The organism is Catellatospora tritici, from assembly GCF_019083965.1.
Taxonomy (GTDB): Bacteria; Actinomycetota; Actinomycetes; order Mycobacteriales; family Micromonosporaceae; genus Catellatospora; species Catellatospora tritici.
The window spans coordinates 321,042-338,625 of record NZ_JAHRCY010000007.1; the positions used below are offsets into that span (position 1 = coordinate 321,042).

Genomic DNA, 17,584 nt, shown 5'->3' on the forward strand with positions numbered 1-17,584 from the left:
GGCGTGTTCGCTGCGCAGATCCCCACCGTGACCGTTGCCGAAGTGCCCACCGACGCCTACCTCCTCGACGTCCGCGAGGACGACGAGTGGGACGCCGGACACGCCCCCGGCGCCGTACACCTGCCGATGATGCAGATCCCGGCCCGGATGACCGAGGTCCCGCAGGACCGCGAGGTCGTGGTGGTGTGCCGGGTGGGCGGCCGGTCCGGCCAGGTCGTGGCATACCTGCGCCAGCAGGGCTGGGACAACGTCACCAACCTCGACGGCGGCATGATGGGCTGGGCCGCGGCGGGACGCCCGGTGGTCGCCGACAACGGCCGGCCGCAGATCGTCTGAGCATGATCCGCAACCCCGATCCGGCGCCGCTGGTGTTCGCGCACCGCGGCGCCTCCTTCGCGCTGCCCGAACACACGCTGGCCGCGTACGAGCAGGCGCTGCGCGACGGTGCCGACGGCGTCGAGTGCGACGTGCGGCTCACCCGCGACGGCCACCTGGTCTGCCTGCACGACCGTCGGCTCGACCGGGTCAGCGACGGCCGGGGGCCGATGGCCGGGCTGACCCTGGCCCAGCTGCGTGCCTACGACTTCGGGTCCTGGCATCCGGGCGGGTCGCGGGCCGGTGTGCTGACCCTGGACGACCTGCTCGACACGCTGCGCGGGGCGGGCCGCCCGGTGCGACTGCTGGTCGAGACCAAACACCCCAACCGGTACGGCAAGGCCGTCGAGTACCGGCTGCGCGCGCTGCTCAACCGGCACGGACTGACCAGTGGTGCGGAGCAGCGGCTGCGGGTGACGGTGATGTCGTTCTCCCCGCTGGCGGTGCGCCGGTCCCGGGAGCTGCTGCCGTCGCTGCCCACGGTGCAGCTGATGGACCTGCTCCCGCCCGGTCTGCGCATTCGACGGCTGCCGTTCGGCACCCGCATCGCCGGGCCCGGTCTTGAGCTGGTGCGCCGACGTCCCGATCTGGTCCGGCGGCTCAAGGCCGGCGGCCAGCAGGTGTACGTCTGGACCGTCAACGAGCTCGACGATGTCGATCTACTGCTGAAACTGGGCGTCGACGGGCTGATCACCGACCGGCCTGCGGAGGTGCTGTCCCACCTCGGTCGGTGAGCCGGCAACTATCGGCACGACCAGCCTCTGGCGCGGGAAACTTCCAACAGGCAGGATTCCTGCTTGTGGAGGTGGCGTACCGCGAGCTGACGCTGGGCATCGCCGCGCTCTACGACGACCCCGAGACGCGGTCCGGTGGCCTGGCCGCCGTCGACCGCCTGGTCCACCTCGGCCAGTACGCTCTCGGCGTCCCCGGAATGGCCCTGGCCGAGTTGCACGGCGAGGGCGGCCGGATCATCGCGGCCGCCGGCACCGCCGCGTGGGCCATCGGGCGGCCGCTGCGGCCGCACGTGGTCACCACCGCGTGCCGCACCGGCGCGGCCAACTACCGGCTGGAGCTCAACGAGGTCGATCCCGACACGGCCGATCAGCTCGCCGCGGTGGGCACCCCCTGGGTCCTGGTGCACCGGGTCGACGTGGCGGGTGCACCGGTGGCGCTGCTGGCGGCGTTCTTCACCGTGGACGGCTCGGCCGACCCGGACCGGCTCGCCGTGATGACGCTGCTCGGCACAACGGTGGCGCAGTTCTACCGGGAAGGCGCCGGGCTGCCGGTGCAGTCCGCGGTGGAGGCCCCGGAGCTGGCCGACCGGGATCTGTTCATCGCGGTGACCAGCCATGAGCTGCGCACCCCCGTCACCGTGATCAAGGGGTACGCGGACACGCTGCGCGATCACTGGGACCAGTTGGACGAGGAGGCGCGCCGCGAGGCCGCCCGCGTCATCGGCCAGCGCACCGACGAGTTGGCCCGGCTGGTCGACCGGCTGCTCGCGGCGAGCACCGGCACCGCTGTCGGCATGCTGCGGCCCGCCCCCTTCGATCTGCTCACCGCGCTGCGCCAGGCGGCCGCCGGGCTGCCCGCGGACCTGCGGCGCCGACTGTGGCTGGAGCTGCCGAGCACGCTGGCACCCGCGCACGGCGACCGGACCACCATCGCGACCGTGCTCACCGAGCTGGTCACCAACGCCGAGAAGTACTCACCCGGGTCGGAACCGGTGGTGATCACCGCTGCCGAAGAGGGACGTACCGTGCTGTTCCGGGTGCTCGATCGTGGCATCGGTGTCCCGCCGGACCAATCCCATCGGGTGTTCGATCGGTTCTGGCAGGCGGACAGTGGCGACGGTCGGCGGTACGGTGGTGCCGGACTGGGTCTTTATCTCGTCCGAAAGACTATTGAGCGACAAAACGGTTGGGTGTCCTTACGTCCCCGGGATGGGGGAGGTACGGTCGCAGAGGTACGGCTGCCGCGAGGTGACGGAAAGAGGGATGCGGCCGCATCCGGGGAGGCATGATCGTGTCGATGGCTGTCGCTGAGCGGGCCTGGTGCGTGGTGGTTCCGCACCATGCCCGCGGTGCTCAGCAGGCCCGGCACCGCCTCGCCGCCGCCCTGGCCGACGCCGTCCCCGCAGCTCTGCTCGACGACGTGGTCTCGGTCGCGGCCGAACTGGTCGGCAACGCGGTCCGACACGCCGACCCGCTGCCCGGTGGCGTCGTCCGCCTGGCCTGGCGGTTGCGCTCGATCGACGGCAGTGCCGTGATCGAGGTGCGGGTCACCGACGGCGGGGCGACCCAGGTGCCGCGCCCGCGCGTGGCCGGGGTCGAGGACCCGGACGGCCGTGGCCTGACCATCGTCGACGCGCTCGCCATCCGGTGGGGTGTCGAGCGGGACGGTCTCGGGCAGAGCGTTTGGGCAGAACTAAGCTGACCGCGTGAGTAAGAAGAGTCGGCTGGAGAGCCGCAAGGAGCCCAAGCAGCCCAAGGTCCGCGACATCTTCGTCGCCCGCCCGTTCGAAGGGCTGGCCGACGAGGCCGAGTGGGTGGCGCTGCGCGAGCTGGTGCCGGCCGCGACCGCGCCGCTGACCCTGGCCCCGGAGTACGCCGAGAAGTACGGCGACCGCCAGGTCACGCTCGCCACCATCCTGCCCATGGCGTGGCCCGCGCTGACCAAGACCGACGGCCGGGTGCTGCTCGGCCTGCAGCGGCACGAGCGCTCCGGCGACGTCAACCGCGACCTCGCGGTGGCGCTGCTGTCGGCACTGGAGGCCGAGCCCGGTGCCCCGGTGGCGGTGCCGCCGCTGCCCGGCGAGGGTCCGCGCCTGGGCGACATCCTGGTCGACGCACCGCTGGAGATCACGGTGCACGACGGCTTCGACTTCTGGCTCGATCCCGACCAGGAGCGCGACGCCGAGGTCAACGCCTCGCTGGAGGCGGCCAACTCCTCGGTGTACCCGACGGTGGCGCTGAGCGCGGCGAGCGCGGCGTACTGGTGCCGGGTGCCGGAGAAGGCCCACGTGCGCTGGGTGCTGCCGGACGCCGAGGACGTGGCGATGAACGCGCTCGCCCGACTGAGCGCCGCGGGCGAGCTGAAGCTCACCGAGCAGACCAAGTTCGCGGGTATGTTCCGCGCGCACGGGCTGCTGGTTCCCGTGTGGGACCTGCCGCACGGCGACGAGGCTGCCGTCTGGGAGGAGCCGCTGGCCGCCGTGGCCGCCCGGTACGCCGCCGCGAAGGCGGTCGACGAGCCGCTCACCGCCGAGCAGCGCCGCGCCAAGCAGGGCCTGCTGGGCCGCCAGCTCAACCTCCGCTGAGTGCCGCCGCCCCGGCTCCCGATTCACGTCGGCATCGACGAAGATGAAGGGAGTCGGGGCATCGTGCGAGGATGTCCCGCGTACCGAAGCGGTGATGCGCGAGAGTGAAGTTGAAACGGACATTCATCAATTCACTCGCGCACAATCCCGCCCTCACCCCTTAACGCATCGACGTTTGGACACGTACGGTAAGGGACACCTAACTCAATGCGTGGCGTCCCGCCCCTCACGGAGGCACACCATGACCGTCTACCCCGATCGTGCACCGCTCGGACGTCCGACCTTCGGCCGTCCCGGTGTGCCTCTGCCGGTGTCTCCAGCTTCGGAAGTCGTCCCCGCGCCCCGCGTCTCCCCGCTCGCCTGGGCCCGTCAGCGCCGCGCCGACCGCGCGCTGCGCCTGGTGTCCGCCACCGAGGACCGCGCCATGCACCGTCTCGGCCGCGACTGGCACGTCATCGAGTGGCCGCAGCTGCCCGAACTGGCCCGCACCGCCGCCGGTGACCCGGGCAAGCCCAAGCAGCCGCCCGCGATGGGCTTCATGGCCATCGGCCCCGGCGGCATCTTCAGCGTCTCGCTGGCCCAGCACGGCCGCAGCCGGGTGCTCATCGCCGGGGACGTGGTGCAGATCGGCGGCCGTCGGCCGCCGTACATCTCGCAGGCCCGGCGCGACGCCAAGCGGGTGGCCAAGGCGATCTCGGCCGCGATCGGCCAGGACGTCAAGGTGTTCGCGGTGCTCGCCTTCCTCGGCAGCGGACCCATCAGCGTGAACGGGCTGCCCAAGGAGTGCATCGTCACCTCGTTCCGCGAGCTGGACCGGGTGCTGGAGTCGACCGGGAGCCGGATCAGCCACACCACCGCCGCGAAACTGTCCCAAGTGGCCCGTAACCCAGCGATCTGGATCAACCAGCCCTACCCCGGAGCCAGCGCGTACACCTGGCATCCGGACGGCAGCGCACCCGGTGACAAGGGCAGCCAGCGCGGGTAACGTGAGCAGCGATGACCCACATCGAGCTCTCGCTCTCCCCCCTGGAGCCGATCGCAGCCGATCCGCTCGCCACGTGGTCGGCGCCGGTCGCCTCGGCGGAGGAGTCGTGTCTGGTCATCAATGCCGACGGCCTCATCGTCGCCGCGTCCGCACCGTGGACCCGACTGGTGGTCGCCGCCAGGCCCAGTGAACTCACGGGCCTGCACGTGCTCGACCCATCCGTGCTCTGCCTCATCGATTTCACCGCGGCCGGCAAGGAGCTCGGTGAAGCCGAGCGCGAGCAGATCCCCCCTCTGCTCGCGCTCACCTCCAAGCGCCCCGCCCGCGGTCTCATGCGCGTACGCACCGAGGACGGTGCGGCCAGTCGCACCCTCGACGCTGTCGCCACCCCGCTGTGGCAGGGCGGCGCCGTCGTCGGATCACTGAGCTTCTTCGCCGCCGTGTGAGCCGAACGGCACGATTCGCGCTAGTCTCCATCCCCATGCCCCTGCGTCCGACGCGATTCCTTGCCGCGCTCGCTGCCGCCGGGCTGACCGGGACGGTTCTGCTCGGCGGCTGCGGAGTGCCGCCCGAGTTGCAGCCCAAGCCCGGCGCACCGGTGCCGCAACCGTCCACTCCGGCCACCTCGACAGGGCTGCCGCCGGGATTCAGCATGCCGCCGACCGTGCCCCCCAGCACCGGGCCGTCGGCCACGTTCTCCGAGATCACGGCGACCCTGTGCCAGGGCCGCCCCAGCGCCGACCAGGTCATCTCGACGCTGCGGCACACCACGAGCATCCTGCCCGGCAGTGGCACGGTCACCGTGGTAACCCAGCCGATGTGCGCCGGGACCTGGCAGTACACAGTGCTGTCGGTGACCGGCCGGGAACCCCTGCAGGTGGTGACCAAGGGCGCCCCGGGCAAGCTGACGGTGGTCACCGCGGGCACCGACATCTGCACGATCGAGGTGCGCAACTTCGCCCCGGCCGGCATCCGCCTCACCGCGGGCTGCTGAACCGGCCCCGGCGTACGCTGATCGCATGCCTGGAGTCCCGCCCACCCGGTTCGTCTACCTGGGCCCGGAGAGCACCTTCGCCGAGCAGGCGCTGCTGACCCTGCCCGCCGCGCTCAAGGGCATCCGCACCCCGGCGCGCAGCGTGCCCGAGGCGCTGGAGGCGGTGCGCACCGGCGACGCCGACGCGGCCCTGGTGCCGTGGGAGAACTCGATCGGCGGGGCGGTCGGCGTCACCTTCGACGAGCTCGTCGACGGCGAACCGCTGGTCATCACCCGGGAGGTGGTCATCCCGGTCGAGTTCGTGCTGGCCGCCCGGCAGGAGATGACCCTGGACCGGGTGCGCACCGTCGCGGCGCACCCGCAGGCGTCCATCCAGTGCCGCGCCTGGCTGCGTACGTACGCGGCGGACGCGACCGTGTCCGATGTGCTGTCCAACGGTGCCGCCGCCGCGGCGGCCGCCGCGGGCGAGTTCGACGCCGCCATCTGCGCCCCGATCGCCGTCCAGCGGTTCGGACTGCAGCGGCTCGCCGACAAGATCGCCGACCACCCCGACGCGGCCACCCGCTTCGTGCTGCTGTCGCGCCCCGGCCTGCCGCCCGAGCCGACCGGCAACGACGTCACCTCGCTGGCCGTCTGGATCTCGCACGACCGGGTCGGCGCACTGCTCGCCGTGCTCACCGAACTGGCGGTGCGCGGGGTCAACCTGACCCGGATCGAGTCGCGCCCCACCGGTGAGCGCCTGGGCCGCTACGTCTTCTTCCTCGACTGCACCGGCCACGTCGCCGAGGCTCGGGTCGGCGAGGCGCTGCAGGGGCTGCGGCGGCTGTGCGCGGGTGTGCGCTTCCTCGGGTCGTACCCCCGGGCGGGCCTGCCCGGCGGGGTGCCGGAACGGCCGGTGCCCCCACCGGCCGGGCTGTCCGATCCGGACTACGCCGATTCGCTGGCGTGGCTCGGGCGGCTCCGGCGCGGCGAACTGTCCTGAGCATGCCGGTCGAGATGAGCCGCGAGCGGTTCGAGGAGCTGGTCTCCGACGCGCTCGACGAGGTGCCGCAGGAACTGCTCGACCTGATGCGCAACGTCGTCATCCTGGTCGAGGACGACTCACCCCCCGGTGAACCGGAACTGCTCGGCCTATACGAGGGCTACGCCCTCACCGACCGGGGCTGGGACTACGCCGGCGTGCTGCCCGACCGGATCACCATCTACCGGCACCCGATCCTGCGCGTCTGCGACACCGAGGACGACGTGGTCGAGGAGGTCGCCGTCACCGTCGTGCACGAGATCGCCCACCACTTCGGCATCGACGACCACCGCCTACACGACCTCGGCTGGGGCTGACCGCGACTACAGACCGGCTTCCGTCCGCCGATGGTTGCCGCAAAGGAGCGTGACATCGCGCGGCGATGTAGCGACGCGCGGCTGCCATCGGCTTCCGGGACGGAAGCCCGCGCCCGCGAAGGCGGGCGCCATAGGCAAAGAGTCGGCAAGCCGACGCCCAAACTTGTGCAGCTCACCTACGCTTCTAGCGTTTAAGGTGCCCCGTCCCCCTCCGAAGGATGACGACATGCAGAGTGCCCTCTTCGCCGCCGAGAACCTGGAGAAGGAGTCCGCCACTCCGGGCCTGCGGCTGCAGAACTCCAAGATGCTGAAGATCGAGCTCAACGGCGAGGTCATGGCGCGTACCGGCGCCATGGTCGCCTACCAGGGCCAGGTGCAGTTCCAGGCGCTCGGCTCGGGCGGTGCGGCCAAGTGGCTCAAGAGCAAGCTCACCGGCGAGGGTGTGCCGCTGATGAAGCTCTCCGGCCGTGGTGACGTGTTCCTTGCCGACCGGGCCGCCGACGTGCACCTGGTCGACCTGGCCCCCGGTGACTCGCTGAGCGTGAACGGCTCCAACGTGCTGGCCTTCGAGTCGACGCTGAACTACGACATCAAGATGGTCCAGGGCATGGGCATGTTCTCCGCGGCGGGCATGTTCAACTGCGTCTTCAGCGGCCAGGGCCGGCTGGCCATCACCACCAAGGGCACGCCGGTCGTGCTGACGGTGGACCAGCCCACCTACGCCGACCCGCAGGCGGCCATCTGCTGGTCGGCCAACCTGCAGACTGGCTACCACCGCGCCGACCAGCTCGGCATCGGCACGCTGCTGGGCCGCACCACCGGTGAGGCGTTCACGATGAGCTTCGCCGGCCAGGGCTTCGTGGTCGTGCAGCCGTCGGAGGAGTTCCCGGGCGGCGCCGTGGCCGGCGGCTCCGGCGGCAACCAGCAGCAGGGCGGCCTGCTCGGCGGCCTGCTCGGCGGCTGATCCGCGACTCAGCCTTCTCAGCGAACCCCCTGCGACGTCTCAACTCGTGGGGGGTTCGCGCGTAGCAGGCGCGTGGGATGATGCCGCCCATGGACGACGACCTCGACGTGGTGGAACTCGACGGCCTGGACCCGGACGAGCTGGAGCTGCCCGCCCGAAGCTGGCGGCACCACGTCGCTGATCCCCGTACCGCGGCCACCCTGCTGGTGCTGGGCGGGACGGCGGCTGTGGCCTCCCTGTTCGGCGAGTGGCAGCTCGCCGGCGCACCTCCCGAGCCCATGGAGTCCTCGTTCTACGGCGTCGAGTCGGTGGTCAACGACGTGTGGTCCAGCGGAGTGGGTGACACCTACCTGGTCTCGCTGGGACTCCTGGGCGCGTTGGTCGCGCTGGTGCTCGCCGCCCCGGCAACGGCCCGCCCGGCGGCACGCGTGGCAGGCCTGGGCCTGTGTGCGGCGCTGCTGGTGCTGCTCGGCGCGGCGGCGTACAAGATGAGGGACCTGTCCGGTGTGCCGCAGCTGGCCCTGTTCCCGCCGGAGAGCACGGTCAAGGTCACCGTGTCGCTCGGCCGGGGCCTGTGGACGGCGCTGGCCACCCCGCTGCTGCTGGGTCTGGCCTTCCTGAGCGCGCACCTGCGCGGCACGCTCGAGCGCGAGCAGGAGACCGCGACCGTCCCGACCGCGCGACCGGAGGAGACCGAGCCGGGGGAGATCGAATTGACGGTCTCCACCGCCGCGCCGTTCGTGCGGCAATACTGACGCGAGAAGCCCCACCCCCGGCCGGTACGCTTTTCGACGTGATTGATCTGCGCCTGGTCCGGGAGGACCCCGAGGCGGTACGCGCCAGCCAGCGGCTGCGCGGAGACGCTGTCGATGCCGTGGACGACCTGATCCGGGCCGACGAGTCCCGCCGCTCGGCCGTGGCCGCCTTCGAGGCGCTGCGGGCCGAGCAGAACAAGCTCGGCAAGCTGGTGCCGAGGGCCACCGGAGACGAGAAGACGGCCCTGCTGGCCCGCACCAAGGAGCTGTCCGCAGAGGTGAAGGCGGCCGAGGCCGCGGTCACCGAGGCGGAGCGGGTGCTGCGCGCGGCGCAGTTCGCCATCGCGAACGTGGTGCAGGACGGCGCGCCCGGCGGCGGCGAGGACGACTATGTCGTGCTGCGCGAGGTCGGCGAGCGCCCCGAACTGACCGACCCCCGCGACCATCTGGCCCTGGGCGAGCTGCTCGGCGCGATCGACACCGAGCGTGGCGCGAAGGTGTCGGGCGCCCGGTTCTACTACCTGACCGGCGTGGGCGCGCTGCTGCAGCTCGGGCTGCTGCAGCTGGGCCTGTGGCAGGCGGTCGAGGCCGGGTTCACCCCGGTCATCCCGCCGGTGCTGGTCAAGCCGGAGTCGATGGAGGGCACCGGCTTCCTCGGCTCGCACGCCGCCGAGGTCTACCACCTGCCCGCCGACGACCTGTACCTGGTCGGCACGAGCGAGGTGCCGCTGGCGGCGTACCACAAGGACGAGATCCTGGCCCTGAACGGGCCGATGCGGTACGCGGGCTGGTCGAGCTGCTTCCGGCGCGAGGCGGGGTCGTACGGCAAGGACACCCGGGGCATCATCCGGGTGCACCAGTTCGACAAGGTCGAGATGTTCTCGTACTGCCCGCCGGAGGAGGCCACGCAGGAGCACCTGCGGCTGCTGGCGTGGGAGGAGGAGATGCTCGGCAAGCTCGAGCTCGCCTACCGGGTCATCGACGTGGCCGCGGGCGACCTGGGTTCGTCGGCCGCGCGCAAGTTCGACTGCGAGGCCTGGCTGCCCACGCAGAACCGGTACATGGAGGTCACCTCGACCTCGAACTGCACCACCTTCCAGGCCCGCCGCCTGAACACCCGCTACCGCGACGCCGACGGCAAGCCGCAGACCGTGGCGACGCTCAACGGCACCCTGGCCACCACCCGCATGATGGTGGCGCTGTTGGAGCAGCACCAGCAGCCGGACGGCTCGGTGCGTGTACCCAAGGCACTGCAGCCCTTCGTCGGCGGTCGTGACGTGCTGGAGCCCGTCAAGGCAGGGTCCTGAGCGCGTGCTGCGGCAAGGCCTACCGAAACTCGTCGCGACGGACCTGGACGGCACTGTCGTCCGGTCCGACGCCACGGTCAGCGGCTTCACGCACTCGGTCTTCGACCGGGTGCGTGCGGCCGGGATCCCCATCGTCGGCGCGACCGGCCGTGGCCCGCGGTTGGAGGAGCTGAGCCGCATCGACCTGCCGCACGCCGACCTGCTGGTGCTGGGCGGCGGCGGCCGGGTGCTCGACCTGCGCGACCCGGGTGCGCCGCGCGTGCTGCGCGACGCCCGGTTGCCCGGCTCGACCCTGGCCGCGCTGGTGAACGCGCTGGAGGAGCGGTTGGGGCCGGTCAAGCTGCTGGTCGAGGCGCTGGACACGCCGAGTTCCCCGATCTGGGGCGATGACGTGACGGACTGGCCGTACCCGGACGACCTGCAGGTGCAGGACCGGGCGGAGTCGTTGTCGCACGACATCATCAAGGCGTTCGTCCGGGTCGGCGGCGACGACGACTCAGACGCGCTGCTGCGTACCGCGCGGGGCCTGGTGGGGCCGGAGACGGCCGCGTTCACCCACTCGGGCCTGGGCTGGGTGGAGATCACCCCGCCGAACGTGGACAAGGCCAGCGGCCTGGCGATCGTGGCCAAGGAACTGGACATCGACCCGGCCGAGGTGCTGGTCTTCGGGGACATGCCCAACGACATCCCGATGTTCGAGTGGGCCGGGCACCGGGTCGCGGTGGCCAACGCCCATCCCGAGGTGATCGCGCTGGCCGACGAGACCACGCTCTCCAACGACCGCGACGGCGTCGCCGTCTACCTCGACGAACTCCTCAAACGCGCCCGCTGAGCCGGCATTCCGCGCGGCGCTCGCCGCGTCGGGTTTGCGTGCAGTTTCGGGGAAAGTGCTGCAATCCGAGGTCGGATTACCGCAGTTTCCCCGAAGCTGTAGGGCTAGAAGGCGTCAGAGGTACTGGCCCAGGCCACCGCGGCCGGGTTTGCCGGGGTCGGTGCCCGTCGCGCCGGGCGGCAGGGCGGGGATGTTGCGCATCTGCTCCAGCTGCATCCGGGCGGCCATCTGCTGGGCCACCAGCGCGGCCTGGATGCCGTGGAACAGACCCTCCAACCACCCGACCAGCTGGGCTTGCGCGATACGCAGCTCCGACTCCGAGGGCGTGGCGCCCTCGGTGAAGTCCACCGAGATGCGTTCCAGCTCGTCCCGCAGTTCGGGCGACAGCCCGTCCTCCAGCTCGACGATCGACCGGCGGTGGATCTCGACCAGGCGCTGGCGGCCCGCCTCGTCCAGCGGCGCGGCGCGTACCTCCTCCAGCAGCTGCTTGATCATGCTGCCGATGCGCATCACCTTCGCGGGCTGTTCGATCAGGCGTCCCGGGTCTTCCTCGCCGACATTGACGGCAGGTCCGTCAGCGCCGACTTCCACCGTGCCGATCGGGCGCCCGTCCGGGCCCACGACCACCACACTCTTCTCGTCCGGGTGCTGCTGGGTCACACCGACCTCCTCAGTCAGGAACCCACCCATCCTAGATCCTGAGAGCCCGACCAATGTTGATCATTGACGTACGTGGCGGGAAGCGGTAGAACGCCACAGTGGGTCGAAAGACCGCGTAGCTGCAACGCACATCGGCGACGCCAGGGCGTTCCACGAACGTCGGCAGGATCACTCTGGAGGACACATTGGACGGCCTCGACCGTCGTAGGCTGCTCGGGCTGCTGACCGGCACGGGCGTTGCAGGTCTCACCGGCGCACTCTCCGGCTGCACGACCACGCCCACCGACAGCCCCAAGAGCGCCGTTCGGATCGGTCTGCTGACGCCCCAGACGGGCGCCAACAAGGCCATCGGCGTCGACCTCGAGATCGGCTTCAAGCTCTACCTCCAGCTGCACGGCAACGCCCTCGACGGGCACCCCGTGGAGATCGTCACCGAGGACGAGGGCGACACCCCCAAGAGCGGCCTGGACGCCCTCAAGCGGCTGCACGACAAGCAGGTGCTCGCCGTCGTGGGTGTGGCCAATCCGGACCTGCTGCCGCACATTCGGGACGCGGTCGAGGAGGCCAAGGTCCCGCTGCTGGCAACGCACACCGCCCCCGCCAAGATGCCCAGCGCGATCTACATCTGGCGCACCGCGTACCTCAGCGACGAGCCCGCCAAGGCCATCGCGTCGTACCTGCGTCGCCGATCGACGAACAAGGTCGCCCTGGTCGGCATCGACAACGCCACCACCGGCGAGCTGATGGACTCGTTCATCAGTGAGTACGGCGCCGGCGCCAACGACCCGATCGGCGTGCCCGTCGGCACCAAGGCCAGCACCGACGCGTACGCGCTGTACGCGTCGCAGGTGGCCAACCGCAACCCGGGCGCCGTCTTCTGCAACCTGCCCACCGCGCACATCGGGCCGTTCATGGCGGCGCTGGTCCAGCACGGCTACAAGGGCGCCGTCTACGCTCCCGGCGTGGCGTCCGAGGGACAGGCCCTGGACCAGCTCGGCAAGAACGCCATGGGCCTCTACACGGCCATGCAGTACTCGGCGGACCTGAGCAACCTGTCCAACCACACGTTCTCGTCGGTGTTCCAGTCGCAGTACCAGCGCACGCCCACGGCGTACGCGGTCGCCTCGTACGACGCGGCGGCGGTGCTGGACCAGGCGCTCACGCTGTCCGGAGAGAGCTCCACCACGCCCGCCAAGATCAACCTCGCGCTCGCCAGCGTCGGTCAGATCATCAGCCCGCGCGGCAACTGGCAGTTCACCCAGAGCCGCGCCCCGCAGCAGAAGTGGTACCTGCGCCGCGTCGCCATGGACGGCCCCATCCCGTCGAACGTGTTGATCAGTGACCTCGCTACGCTCGGTTCGTGAAGTTGGACGACGTTGACCAGCGGATAATCGCAGCGCTGCTGTCCGACGCGCGCACCACGTACGCCGAGATCGGCACGGCGGTGTCGCTGTCGGCCCCGGCGGTGAAGCGTCGCGTCGACCGGCTGCGCTCCGGTGGCGTGATCAAGGGCTTCACCGCCGTGGTCGATCCCGCGGCGGTGGGGGGCGGCACCGAGGCCTTCGTCGAACTCTTCTGCACCGGCCGCACCACTCCGGCCCAGATCACCCAGGTCACCCGGCGCCACCCCGAGGTGGTCGGCGCCTACACCGTCTCCGGCGAGGCGGACGCGCTGGTCCACCTGCGCGCCGCCGACATCTCGCACCTCGAGCAGGCCCTGGAGCGGCTGCGGGCCGAGCCCTTCATCACCTCGACCCGCAGCATGATCGTCCTGTCCCGCCTCGTCGACTGAGCTGTCGGCGCCCGCCTTCGCGGGCGCGGGCTTCCGTCCCAGCAGCCGATGGCAGCCGCGCGTCGCTACATCGCTGCGCGATGCCACGCTCCTTTGCGGCAACCGTCGGCGGACGGAAGCCGCGCGATGGCTGGGCCTACAAATACTGGCCGATGCGGGTTTCCTCGATCGGGGCGGGCTTGTCGCCCTCGCCGAAGAAGCGCTTGCCGCCGAACTCGCCGTGCAGGCGGTCGTCCAGCTCGTCGGCCAGGCCCGTCATGACCTGGATGGCCAGCGCCAGGTGGCTGGCCTGGAAGTCGCGGCCGAACACCGGGATCGACGCCCACACCGTGCCGGAGGTGCAGTAGAGGCGGCCGATCGGCATCCGGTTGGTCAGCTCGGACAACTTCACGAACAGCTTCTCGGTCGGCTCGATGTCGGTCAGCACCGGCGAGAACACGTCGATCAGCGGCGGGTTCTCCCGCACCCGTACGAACACCATCGCCGAACCGGCCCGGATGCCGATGTCACCGTCGCCGTCGACCTGCAGCTCGTCCGGATCGGATTTGAGCAGCGCGGCGACCACGATGCGCACCCGGTCGGCGAGGTCCAGCCCGCTGGCGTCGAGTGAGTCGATCGCGGGCAGGAAGCCGTCCATGGTGGACTCGTGCCGGGCGGTGCCCAGCGGGGCGACGGCGACCGGCTCCTCCTCGCGGTCATGTGCCTCGTACACGAGGAAGGCCGGGTGCGGGGCGCCGTAGACGTCGCGCAGCGTGCGCGTGATGATCGTGGCCAGCGCCTCGGGCTGCGCCGACAGGCCGAAGTTCTCCTTGGCCCCGGCGATGACACCGGGCGGCGACCAGCCGAGCGCGACCATGGCCGCGATCGCGGTGCGCTCCAGCCGGAAGCCTTCGGGCAGGTTCGCATTACTGACCGCGCGGGCCTGCAGGGCGCCGTCGTCCAGGCGCTCCACGCTCACGCCGTACACGGCGTTGCCGGTGCCCGAGGCCGTCGGGTCCAGGGCCAGCTCCAGCTCACTGCCGGGCGGCAGATCAGGCAGGGCGGTCGCCAGGGCGCGGGCGAACTCGCGCCACGCCTCGGTGACCTTCTCGTGCAGGTCGGCCGTGGTGGGCTCGTCCAGCAGCTCGGCCTCGGCCAGGCCGGGTTTCGACAGTTCCGTCATCGTTCGCCTCCTCCAGGGGCGTGGCCCCCGTGCAGGCAAGCCACCGCTGCCGCGGCATACGTCGGGGAAGCCCCGGTTCCTCCGTCACGCAGACATTACCGACCGGAGCCGTATTCGCGTAGTCAGGGATTGGACTGTCCGAGCCGTTGCGCGAGCGCGATCAGGCGTGCCGCGAGCTCGTCCGGATCGCCGCCCCGACCTACCGCCAAGCCCAGCAGATAGGCGCTGACCGGCGCACCCGGACGCACCGCGTTGTGGGCCACCTCACGGGCCAGGTCCAGCACCAGGCCGGTGTCGACGGCGTCGGCGGGCAGGCCCAGTTCGGCGCAGGCCGCCGCGGTGAACTCAGGCAGGTCCACGGCCATCGGGCGCCTCCGCTTCGCTCAGATCGTTCGCCGCGCGCAGGTCGGGCACGGTGTCGCAGTCATACCACGGCGGGGGGCCAGTGCCAGGCCAGGCGGCGAGGTGGGGGGCGATTTCGCGCAGCAGGCCGCGCAGGGACGCCCCGGCGGGCTCATCGGGTAAGGCCGCGCGCAGCGCCTCGACTCGCCACAGCGCCGGCATGTACTGCGTCCGGCCCTGCTCGTCGGCGTACATGACCACGGGCGCGTCGACCGACAGCAGTTCCGCGATCCCGTCCGCGGTCAGGAACGGCAGGTCGGCGCCGACCACGGCCACCCGGCCGGTGGGTGGGCACAGGGCCAGCCCGGCCGCGATCGCGGCGACCGGCCCGCCGCCGGGCGGCTGCTCGCGGGTGCGCAGGACACCGGGCGGCAGCAGCGGGTCCAGCTCGGGCGGGCCGACGACCACGATCGGGTCGGCCCCGCGCAGCGCGGCGAGCACCCGCGTCAGCAACGGCACACCGCCGACGGGCAACAGCGGTTTGGGCGCCCCGCCCATCCGGCGGGCCGCGCCTCCGGCCAGCACCAACGCCGCGTACGGCAGCAAGTCCGCACCCTCCCGCCTGTGGACGACTCAGCGTGTCGTCCACAGGTTAACGATCATCGCTGGCTCCCGCACGGCGACGCCACGACGCTGGCCGTATGAGCGCCTCGATGCCCACCTACACCTTCACCGACCGCGCCGACCTCATCGCGTACGTGCCATACATGCTGGGCTTCCATCCCGCCGACAGCGTCGTCGTGATCGGACTGCGCGGGCGGCGCATCAGCGTGGGCGCCCGCGCCGATGTGGCCACCCCGGCGGCGCAGACACTGCGGGACTTCGCCCGGCTGCTCACCCGCGCCGGGCGCCGGGGCGCCCCGGTCACCACCGCCATGCTCATCGGGTACGGCCCGCACGCCGAGGCCGCGACACGGACCCACGAGCTGGCGCAGGGCCTGGAACAGCGCGGATATCACGTCGCCGAGTCACTGCACCGCGACGGCGACCGATATCACTGCCTGCGCTGCGCCGACTGCACCCCGCCCGAGGGCGAACTGTTCGACCTCAGCACCACGGCGGCGGCCGCCGCGGCGACGTTCGAGGGCATGACCGTGCTGCCCGACCGCGAGTCCGTGCTACGGCTGGTGGAGCCGATCGGCAACCTGGCCGCGATCGCGATGACGCAGGCTGTGGACCGGGCCGAACTGCGGCTGCTGACGCTGTTGTCCACGGCCGACGATCAGCAAGAGGCACTGCGTACGGCCGGGACCGCCGCGATCGACCGGGCGATGGACGCGTTCGCGGCGGGCGGGCGACTCGACGACGACGAGGCGGCCTGGCTGAGCCTCGTGCTGCACCACCTGCCCTGCCGGGACCACGCCTGGTCGCGTACCGACGACGCGGACTGGCAGCTCGACTTCTGGCTCGACCTGACCCGCCGGTGCGAGCCGGGCCTGGTCGCCCCGATCGCCACGCTGCTCGGCTGGTGCGCCTGGCGCGGCGGCAACGGCGTGCTCGCCGGGGCGGCCCTGGAGCGCGCCCTGCGCGCCGATGCCGACTACAGCCTCGCCCACCTGCTGTCCGGCGCGCTCGCCCAGGGCCTGCCCCCGCACACGATCAGCCCCTGGCCCGCCGACCCGACCACCCCACCCCTACCCCACCGCCACCGCACCCGCAGGTAAGGAAGGGCCCATTCTTATCGCATTCCGTGCGGAAGGGCCCCTTCTTAACGTGGCCACCCCAGCACCGCAGCGAGGCGGCTCGGGTCGGACAATCGGGGCATGGATCTGGCCTACCTGCGGGCACACCCGCATCTGCTGCCGACGTTCCTGCACCACCAGCGCATCAGGGAGACGCCGGTGGACGGCGGCTCGATCTGCCACACCACCCGGTTGACGTTCGACGACGGCGAGTCCGTCTTCACCAAGTCGTGGCCCGAGGGCGACGGCAAGGCACCGGCGGGCTTTTTCGCCGCCGAGGCGAACGGGCTGCGGTGGCTGGCCGAGCCGGGCACGGTGCCGGTGCCGGAGGTGCTGGTGGAGACGCCGGAGCTGCTGGGCATGGCCTGGGTCGAGCACGGTTCGCCGACCGCGCTCGGCGCGGAGGAGTTCGGGCGCGGACTGGCCGGGCTGCACCGGGCCGGGGCACCGGCGTTCGGTGCCCCGTGGCCGGGCTTCCACGGGTCGGCGCCGATGGACAACACGCAGGTCGAGGGCGCCTGGCACGAATGGTACGGCGAGCGGCGGCTCGCGGCGTACCTGAAGCTGTCGGTGGACCGGGGCGCGCTGGAGCCCGCCGACACCGCCCGAGTGGAGCGGGTGCTCGCGGGCCTGGACCGGGTCGGCGGGGACGAGCCGCCCGCGCGCATCCACGGTGACCTGTGGACCGGCAACCTGCTGTGGGACGTCGACGGCCGCTGCTGGCTGGTCGACCCGGCCGCGCACGGCGGCCACCGGGAGACCGACCTCGCCTACCTGGGCCTGTGGGGCGGGGCGCCGTACCTGGACCGCGTCCTCGCCGCGTACGCCGAGGCGTGGCCGTTGGCCGAGGGCTGGCGCGAGCGTGTCCCGCTGCACCAGCTCTCGATGTACCTGCTGCACACGGCCCTGTTCGGCGCCGCCTTCGCCCCCGGCGTACGGGAGACCACCACGGCCTGCCTGCGGTTGAGTTCGCAAGGTTGACCGCTGTCCCCGGTCCGAACCTGCGGTCAGCCGACA

22 protein-coding genes are annotated in these 17,584 nt (G+C 71.6%); 18 read left to right on the forward strand and 4 right to left on the reverse strand.

Annotated features, from left to right (window positions below):
- Positions 1-3: 3 nt before the first annotated feature.
- The 14 genes from KUA19_RS18550 (at position 4) to KUA19_RS18615 (ending at position 10,869) form a co-directional block, all read left to right on the forward strand.
- Positions 4-336, forward strand: a complete 333-nt coding sequence (locus KUA19_RS18550; RefSeq protein WP_217397247.1) for a rhodanese-like domain-containing protein — start codon at positions 4-6, stop codon at positions 334-336.
- 2 nt (positions 337-338) lie between these two features.
- Entirely contained in the window at positions 339-1,109 is a 771-nt protein-coding gene (locus tag KUA19_RS18555; RefSeq protein ID WP_217397248.1) for a glycerophosphodiester phosphodiesterase, read from the forward strand.
- A gap of 65 nt (positions 1,110-1,174) precedes the next feature.
- Positions 1,175-2,398 carry a sensor histidine kinase gene (locus KUA19_RS18560; protein WP_308167500.1) on the forward strand — a complete coding sequence of 408 codons (1,224 nt, stop codon included), beginning with the start codon at positions 1,175-1,177 and terminating at the stop codon, positions 2,396-2,398.
- Positions 2,395-2,811 carry an ATP-binding protein gene (locus KUA19_RS18565; protein ID WP_217397249.1) on the forward strand — a complete coding sequence of 139 codons (417 nt, stop codon included), beginning with the start codon at positions 2,395-2,397 and terminating at the stop codon, positions 2,809-2,811. Before KUA19_RS18560 ends, KUA19_RS18565 begins: the two co-directional genes overlap by 4 nt.
- A 4-nt stretch (positions 2,812-2,815) precedes the next feature.
- On the forward strand, positions 2,816-3,694 hold the full coding sequence (locus KUA19_RS18570) for a DUF5926 family protein (RefSeq protein ID WP_217397250.1): 879 nt from the start codon (positions 2,816-2,818) through the stop codon (positions 3,692-3,694).
- Positions 3,695-3,935: 241 nt separating this feature from the next.
- On the forward strand, positions 3,936-4,679 hold the full coding sequence (locus KUA19_RS18575; RefSeq protein ID WP_217397251.1) for a hypothetical protein: 744 nt from the start codon (positions 3,936-3,938) through the stop codon (positions 4,677-4,679).
- Positions 4,680-4,690: 11 nt separating this feature from the next.
- Entirely contained in the window at positions 4,691-5,125 is a 435-nt protein-coding gene (locus KUA19_RS18580) for a hypothetical protein (RefSeq protein WP_217397252.1), read from the forward strand.
- A 35-nt stretch (positions 5,126-5,160) separates the two neighbouring features.
- Positions 5,161-5,673 carry a hypothetical protein gene (locus tag KUA19_RS18585; RefSeq protein WP_217397253.1) on the forward strand — a complete coding sequence of 171 codons (513 nt, stop codon included), beginning with the start codon at positions 5,161-5,163 and terminating at the stop codon, positions 5,671-5,673.
- 25 nt (positions 5,674-5,698) lie between these two features.
- Positions 5,699-6,655 (forward strand): prephenate dehydratase, encoded by a 957-nt coding sequence (gene pheA / locus KUA19_RS18590; RefSeq protein WP_217397254.1) that lies wholly within the window; start codon positions 5,699-5,701, stop codon positions 6,653-6,655.
- 2 nt (positions 6,656-6,657) lie between these two features.
- Positions 6,658-7,011 carry a metallopeptidase family protein gene (locus KUA19_RS18595; protein WP_217397255.1) on the forward strand — a complete coding sequence of 118 codons (354 nt, stop codon included), beginning with the start codon at positions 6,658-6,660 and terminating at the stop codon, positions 7,009-7,011.
- 226 nt (positions 7,012-7,237) lie between these two features.
- A complete protein-coding gene (locus KUA19_RS18600; protein WP_212828633.1) occupies positions 7,238-7,975 on the forward strand; it encodes an AIM24 family protein in 738 nt (245 codons plus the stop codon).
- An 89-nt stretch (positions 7,976-8,064) separates the two neighbouring features.
- Positions 8,065-8,730 (forward strand): hypothetical protein, encoded by a 666-nt coding sequence (locus KUA19_RS18605; RefSeq protein ID WP_217397256.1) that lies wholly within the window; start codon positions 8,065-8,067, stop codon positions 8,728-8,730.
- Between the two features lie 38 nt (positions 8,731-8,768).
- Positions 8,769-10,037, forward strand: a complete 1,269-nt coding sequence (gene serS / locus KUA19_RS18610; RefSeq protein ID WP_217397257.1) for a serine--tRNA ligase — start codon at positions 8,769-8,771, stop codon at positions 10,035-10,037.
- A gap of 4 nt (positions 10,038-10,041) precedes the next feature.
- Positions 10,042-10,869: an HAD family hydrolase gene (locus KUA19_RS18615; protein ID WP_217397258.1), complete on the forward strand. Its 828-nt coding sequence runs from the start codon at positions 10,042-10,044 to the stop codon at positions 10,867-10,869.
- A gap of 114 nt (positions 10,870-10,983) precedes the next feature.
- On the opposite strand, the gene KUA19_RS18620 is transcribed toward KUA19_RS18615, so the two are convergent.
- The gene (locus KUA19_RS18620; RefSeq protein ID WP_217397259.1) at positions 10,984-11,559 is read right to left on the reverse strand and encodes a bacterial proteasome activator family protein; all 576 of its coding nucleotides are present in this window, start codon (positions 11,557-11,559) and stop codon (positions 10,984-10,986) included.
- A 155-nt stretch (positions 11,560-11,714) separates the two neighbouring features.
- Between KUA19_RS18620 and KUA19_RS18625 the strand changes: the two genes are divergently transcribed.
- Positions 11,715-12,893, forward strand: coding sequence for an ABC transporter substrate-binding protein (locus KUA19_RS18625; RefSeq protein ID WP_217397260.1), 1,179 nt, complete (start codon positions 11,715-11,717; stop codon positions 12,891-12,893).
- A complete protein-coding gene (locus tag KUA19_RS18630; RefSeq protein WP_212828626.1) occupies positions 12,890-13,321 on the forward strand; it encodes an Lrp/AsnC family transcriptional regulator in 432 nt (143 codons plus the stop codon). The genes KUA19_RS18625 and KUA19_RS18630 overlap by 4 nt, the downstream gene beginning before the upstream one ends.
- Positions 13,322-13,457: 136 nt before the next feature.
- Here the strand turns inward: KUA19_RS18630 and KUA19_RS18635 are convergent, their stop codons facing one another.
- The 3 genes from KUA19_RS18635 to mobA form a co-directional block, all read right to left on the reverse strand.
- Positions 13,458-14,483, reverse strand: a complete 1,026-nt coding sequence (locus KUA19_RS18635; protein WP_217397261.1) for a T3SS (YopN, CesT) and YbjN peptide-binding chaperone 1 — start codon at positions 14,481-14,483, stop codon at positions 13,458-13,460.
- Between the two features lie 122 nt (positions 14,484-14,605).
- The gene (locus KUA19_RS18640; protein WP_217397262.1) at positions 14,606-14,848 is read right to left on the reverse strand and encodes a DUF6457 domain-containing protein; all 243 of its coding nucleotides are present in this window, start codon (positions 14,846-14,848) and stop codon (positions 14,606-14,608) included.
- Positions 14,829-15,413 carry a molybdenum cofactor guanylyltransferase gene (mobA, locus tag KUA19_RS18645; protein WP_217397379.1) on the reverse strand — a complete coding sequence of 195 codons (585 nt, stop codon included), beginning with the start codon at positions 15,411-15,413 and terminating at the stop codon, positions 14,829-14,831. The genes KUA19_RS18640 and mobA overlap by 20 nt, the downstream gene beginning before the upstream one ends.
- Before the next feature lie 113 nt (positions 15,414-15,526).
- Here mobA and KUA19_RS18650 point away from each other — a divergent pair, with 113 nt between their 5' ends.
- Both KUA19_RS18650 and KUA19_RS18655 read left to right on the forward strand, forming a co-directional pair.
- The gene (locus tag KUA19_RS18650; protein WP_217397263.1) at positions 15,527-16,549 is read left to right on the forward strand and encodes a DUF4192 domain-containing protein; all 1,023 of its coding nucleotides are present in this window, start codon (positions 15,527-15,529) and stop codon (positions 16,547-16,549) included.
- A gap of 99 nt (positions 16,550-16,648) precedes the next feature.
- Positions 16,649-17,548 carry a fructosamine kinase family protein gene (locus KUA19_RS18655; protein WP_217397264.1) on the forward strand — a complete coding sequence of 300 codons (900 nt, stop codon included), beginning with the start codon at positions 16,649-16,651 and terminating at the stop codon, positions 17,546-17,548.
- Positions 17,549-17,584: the final 36 nt, after the last annotated feature.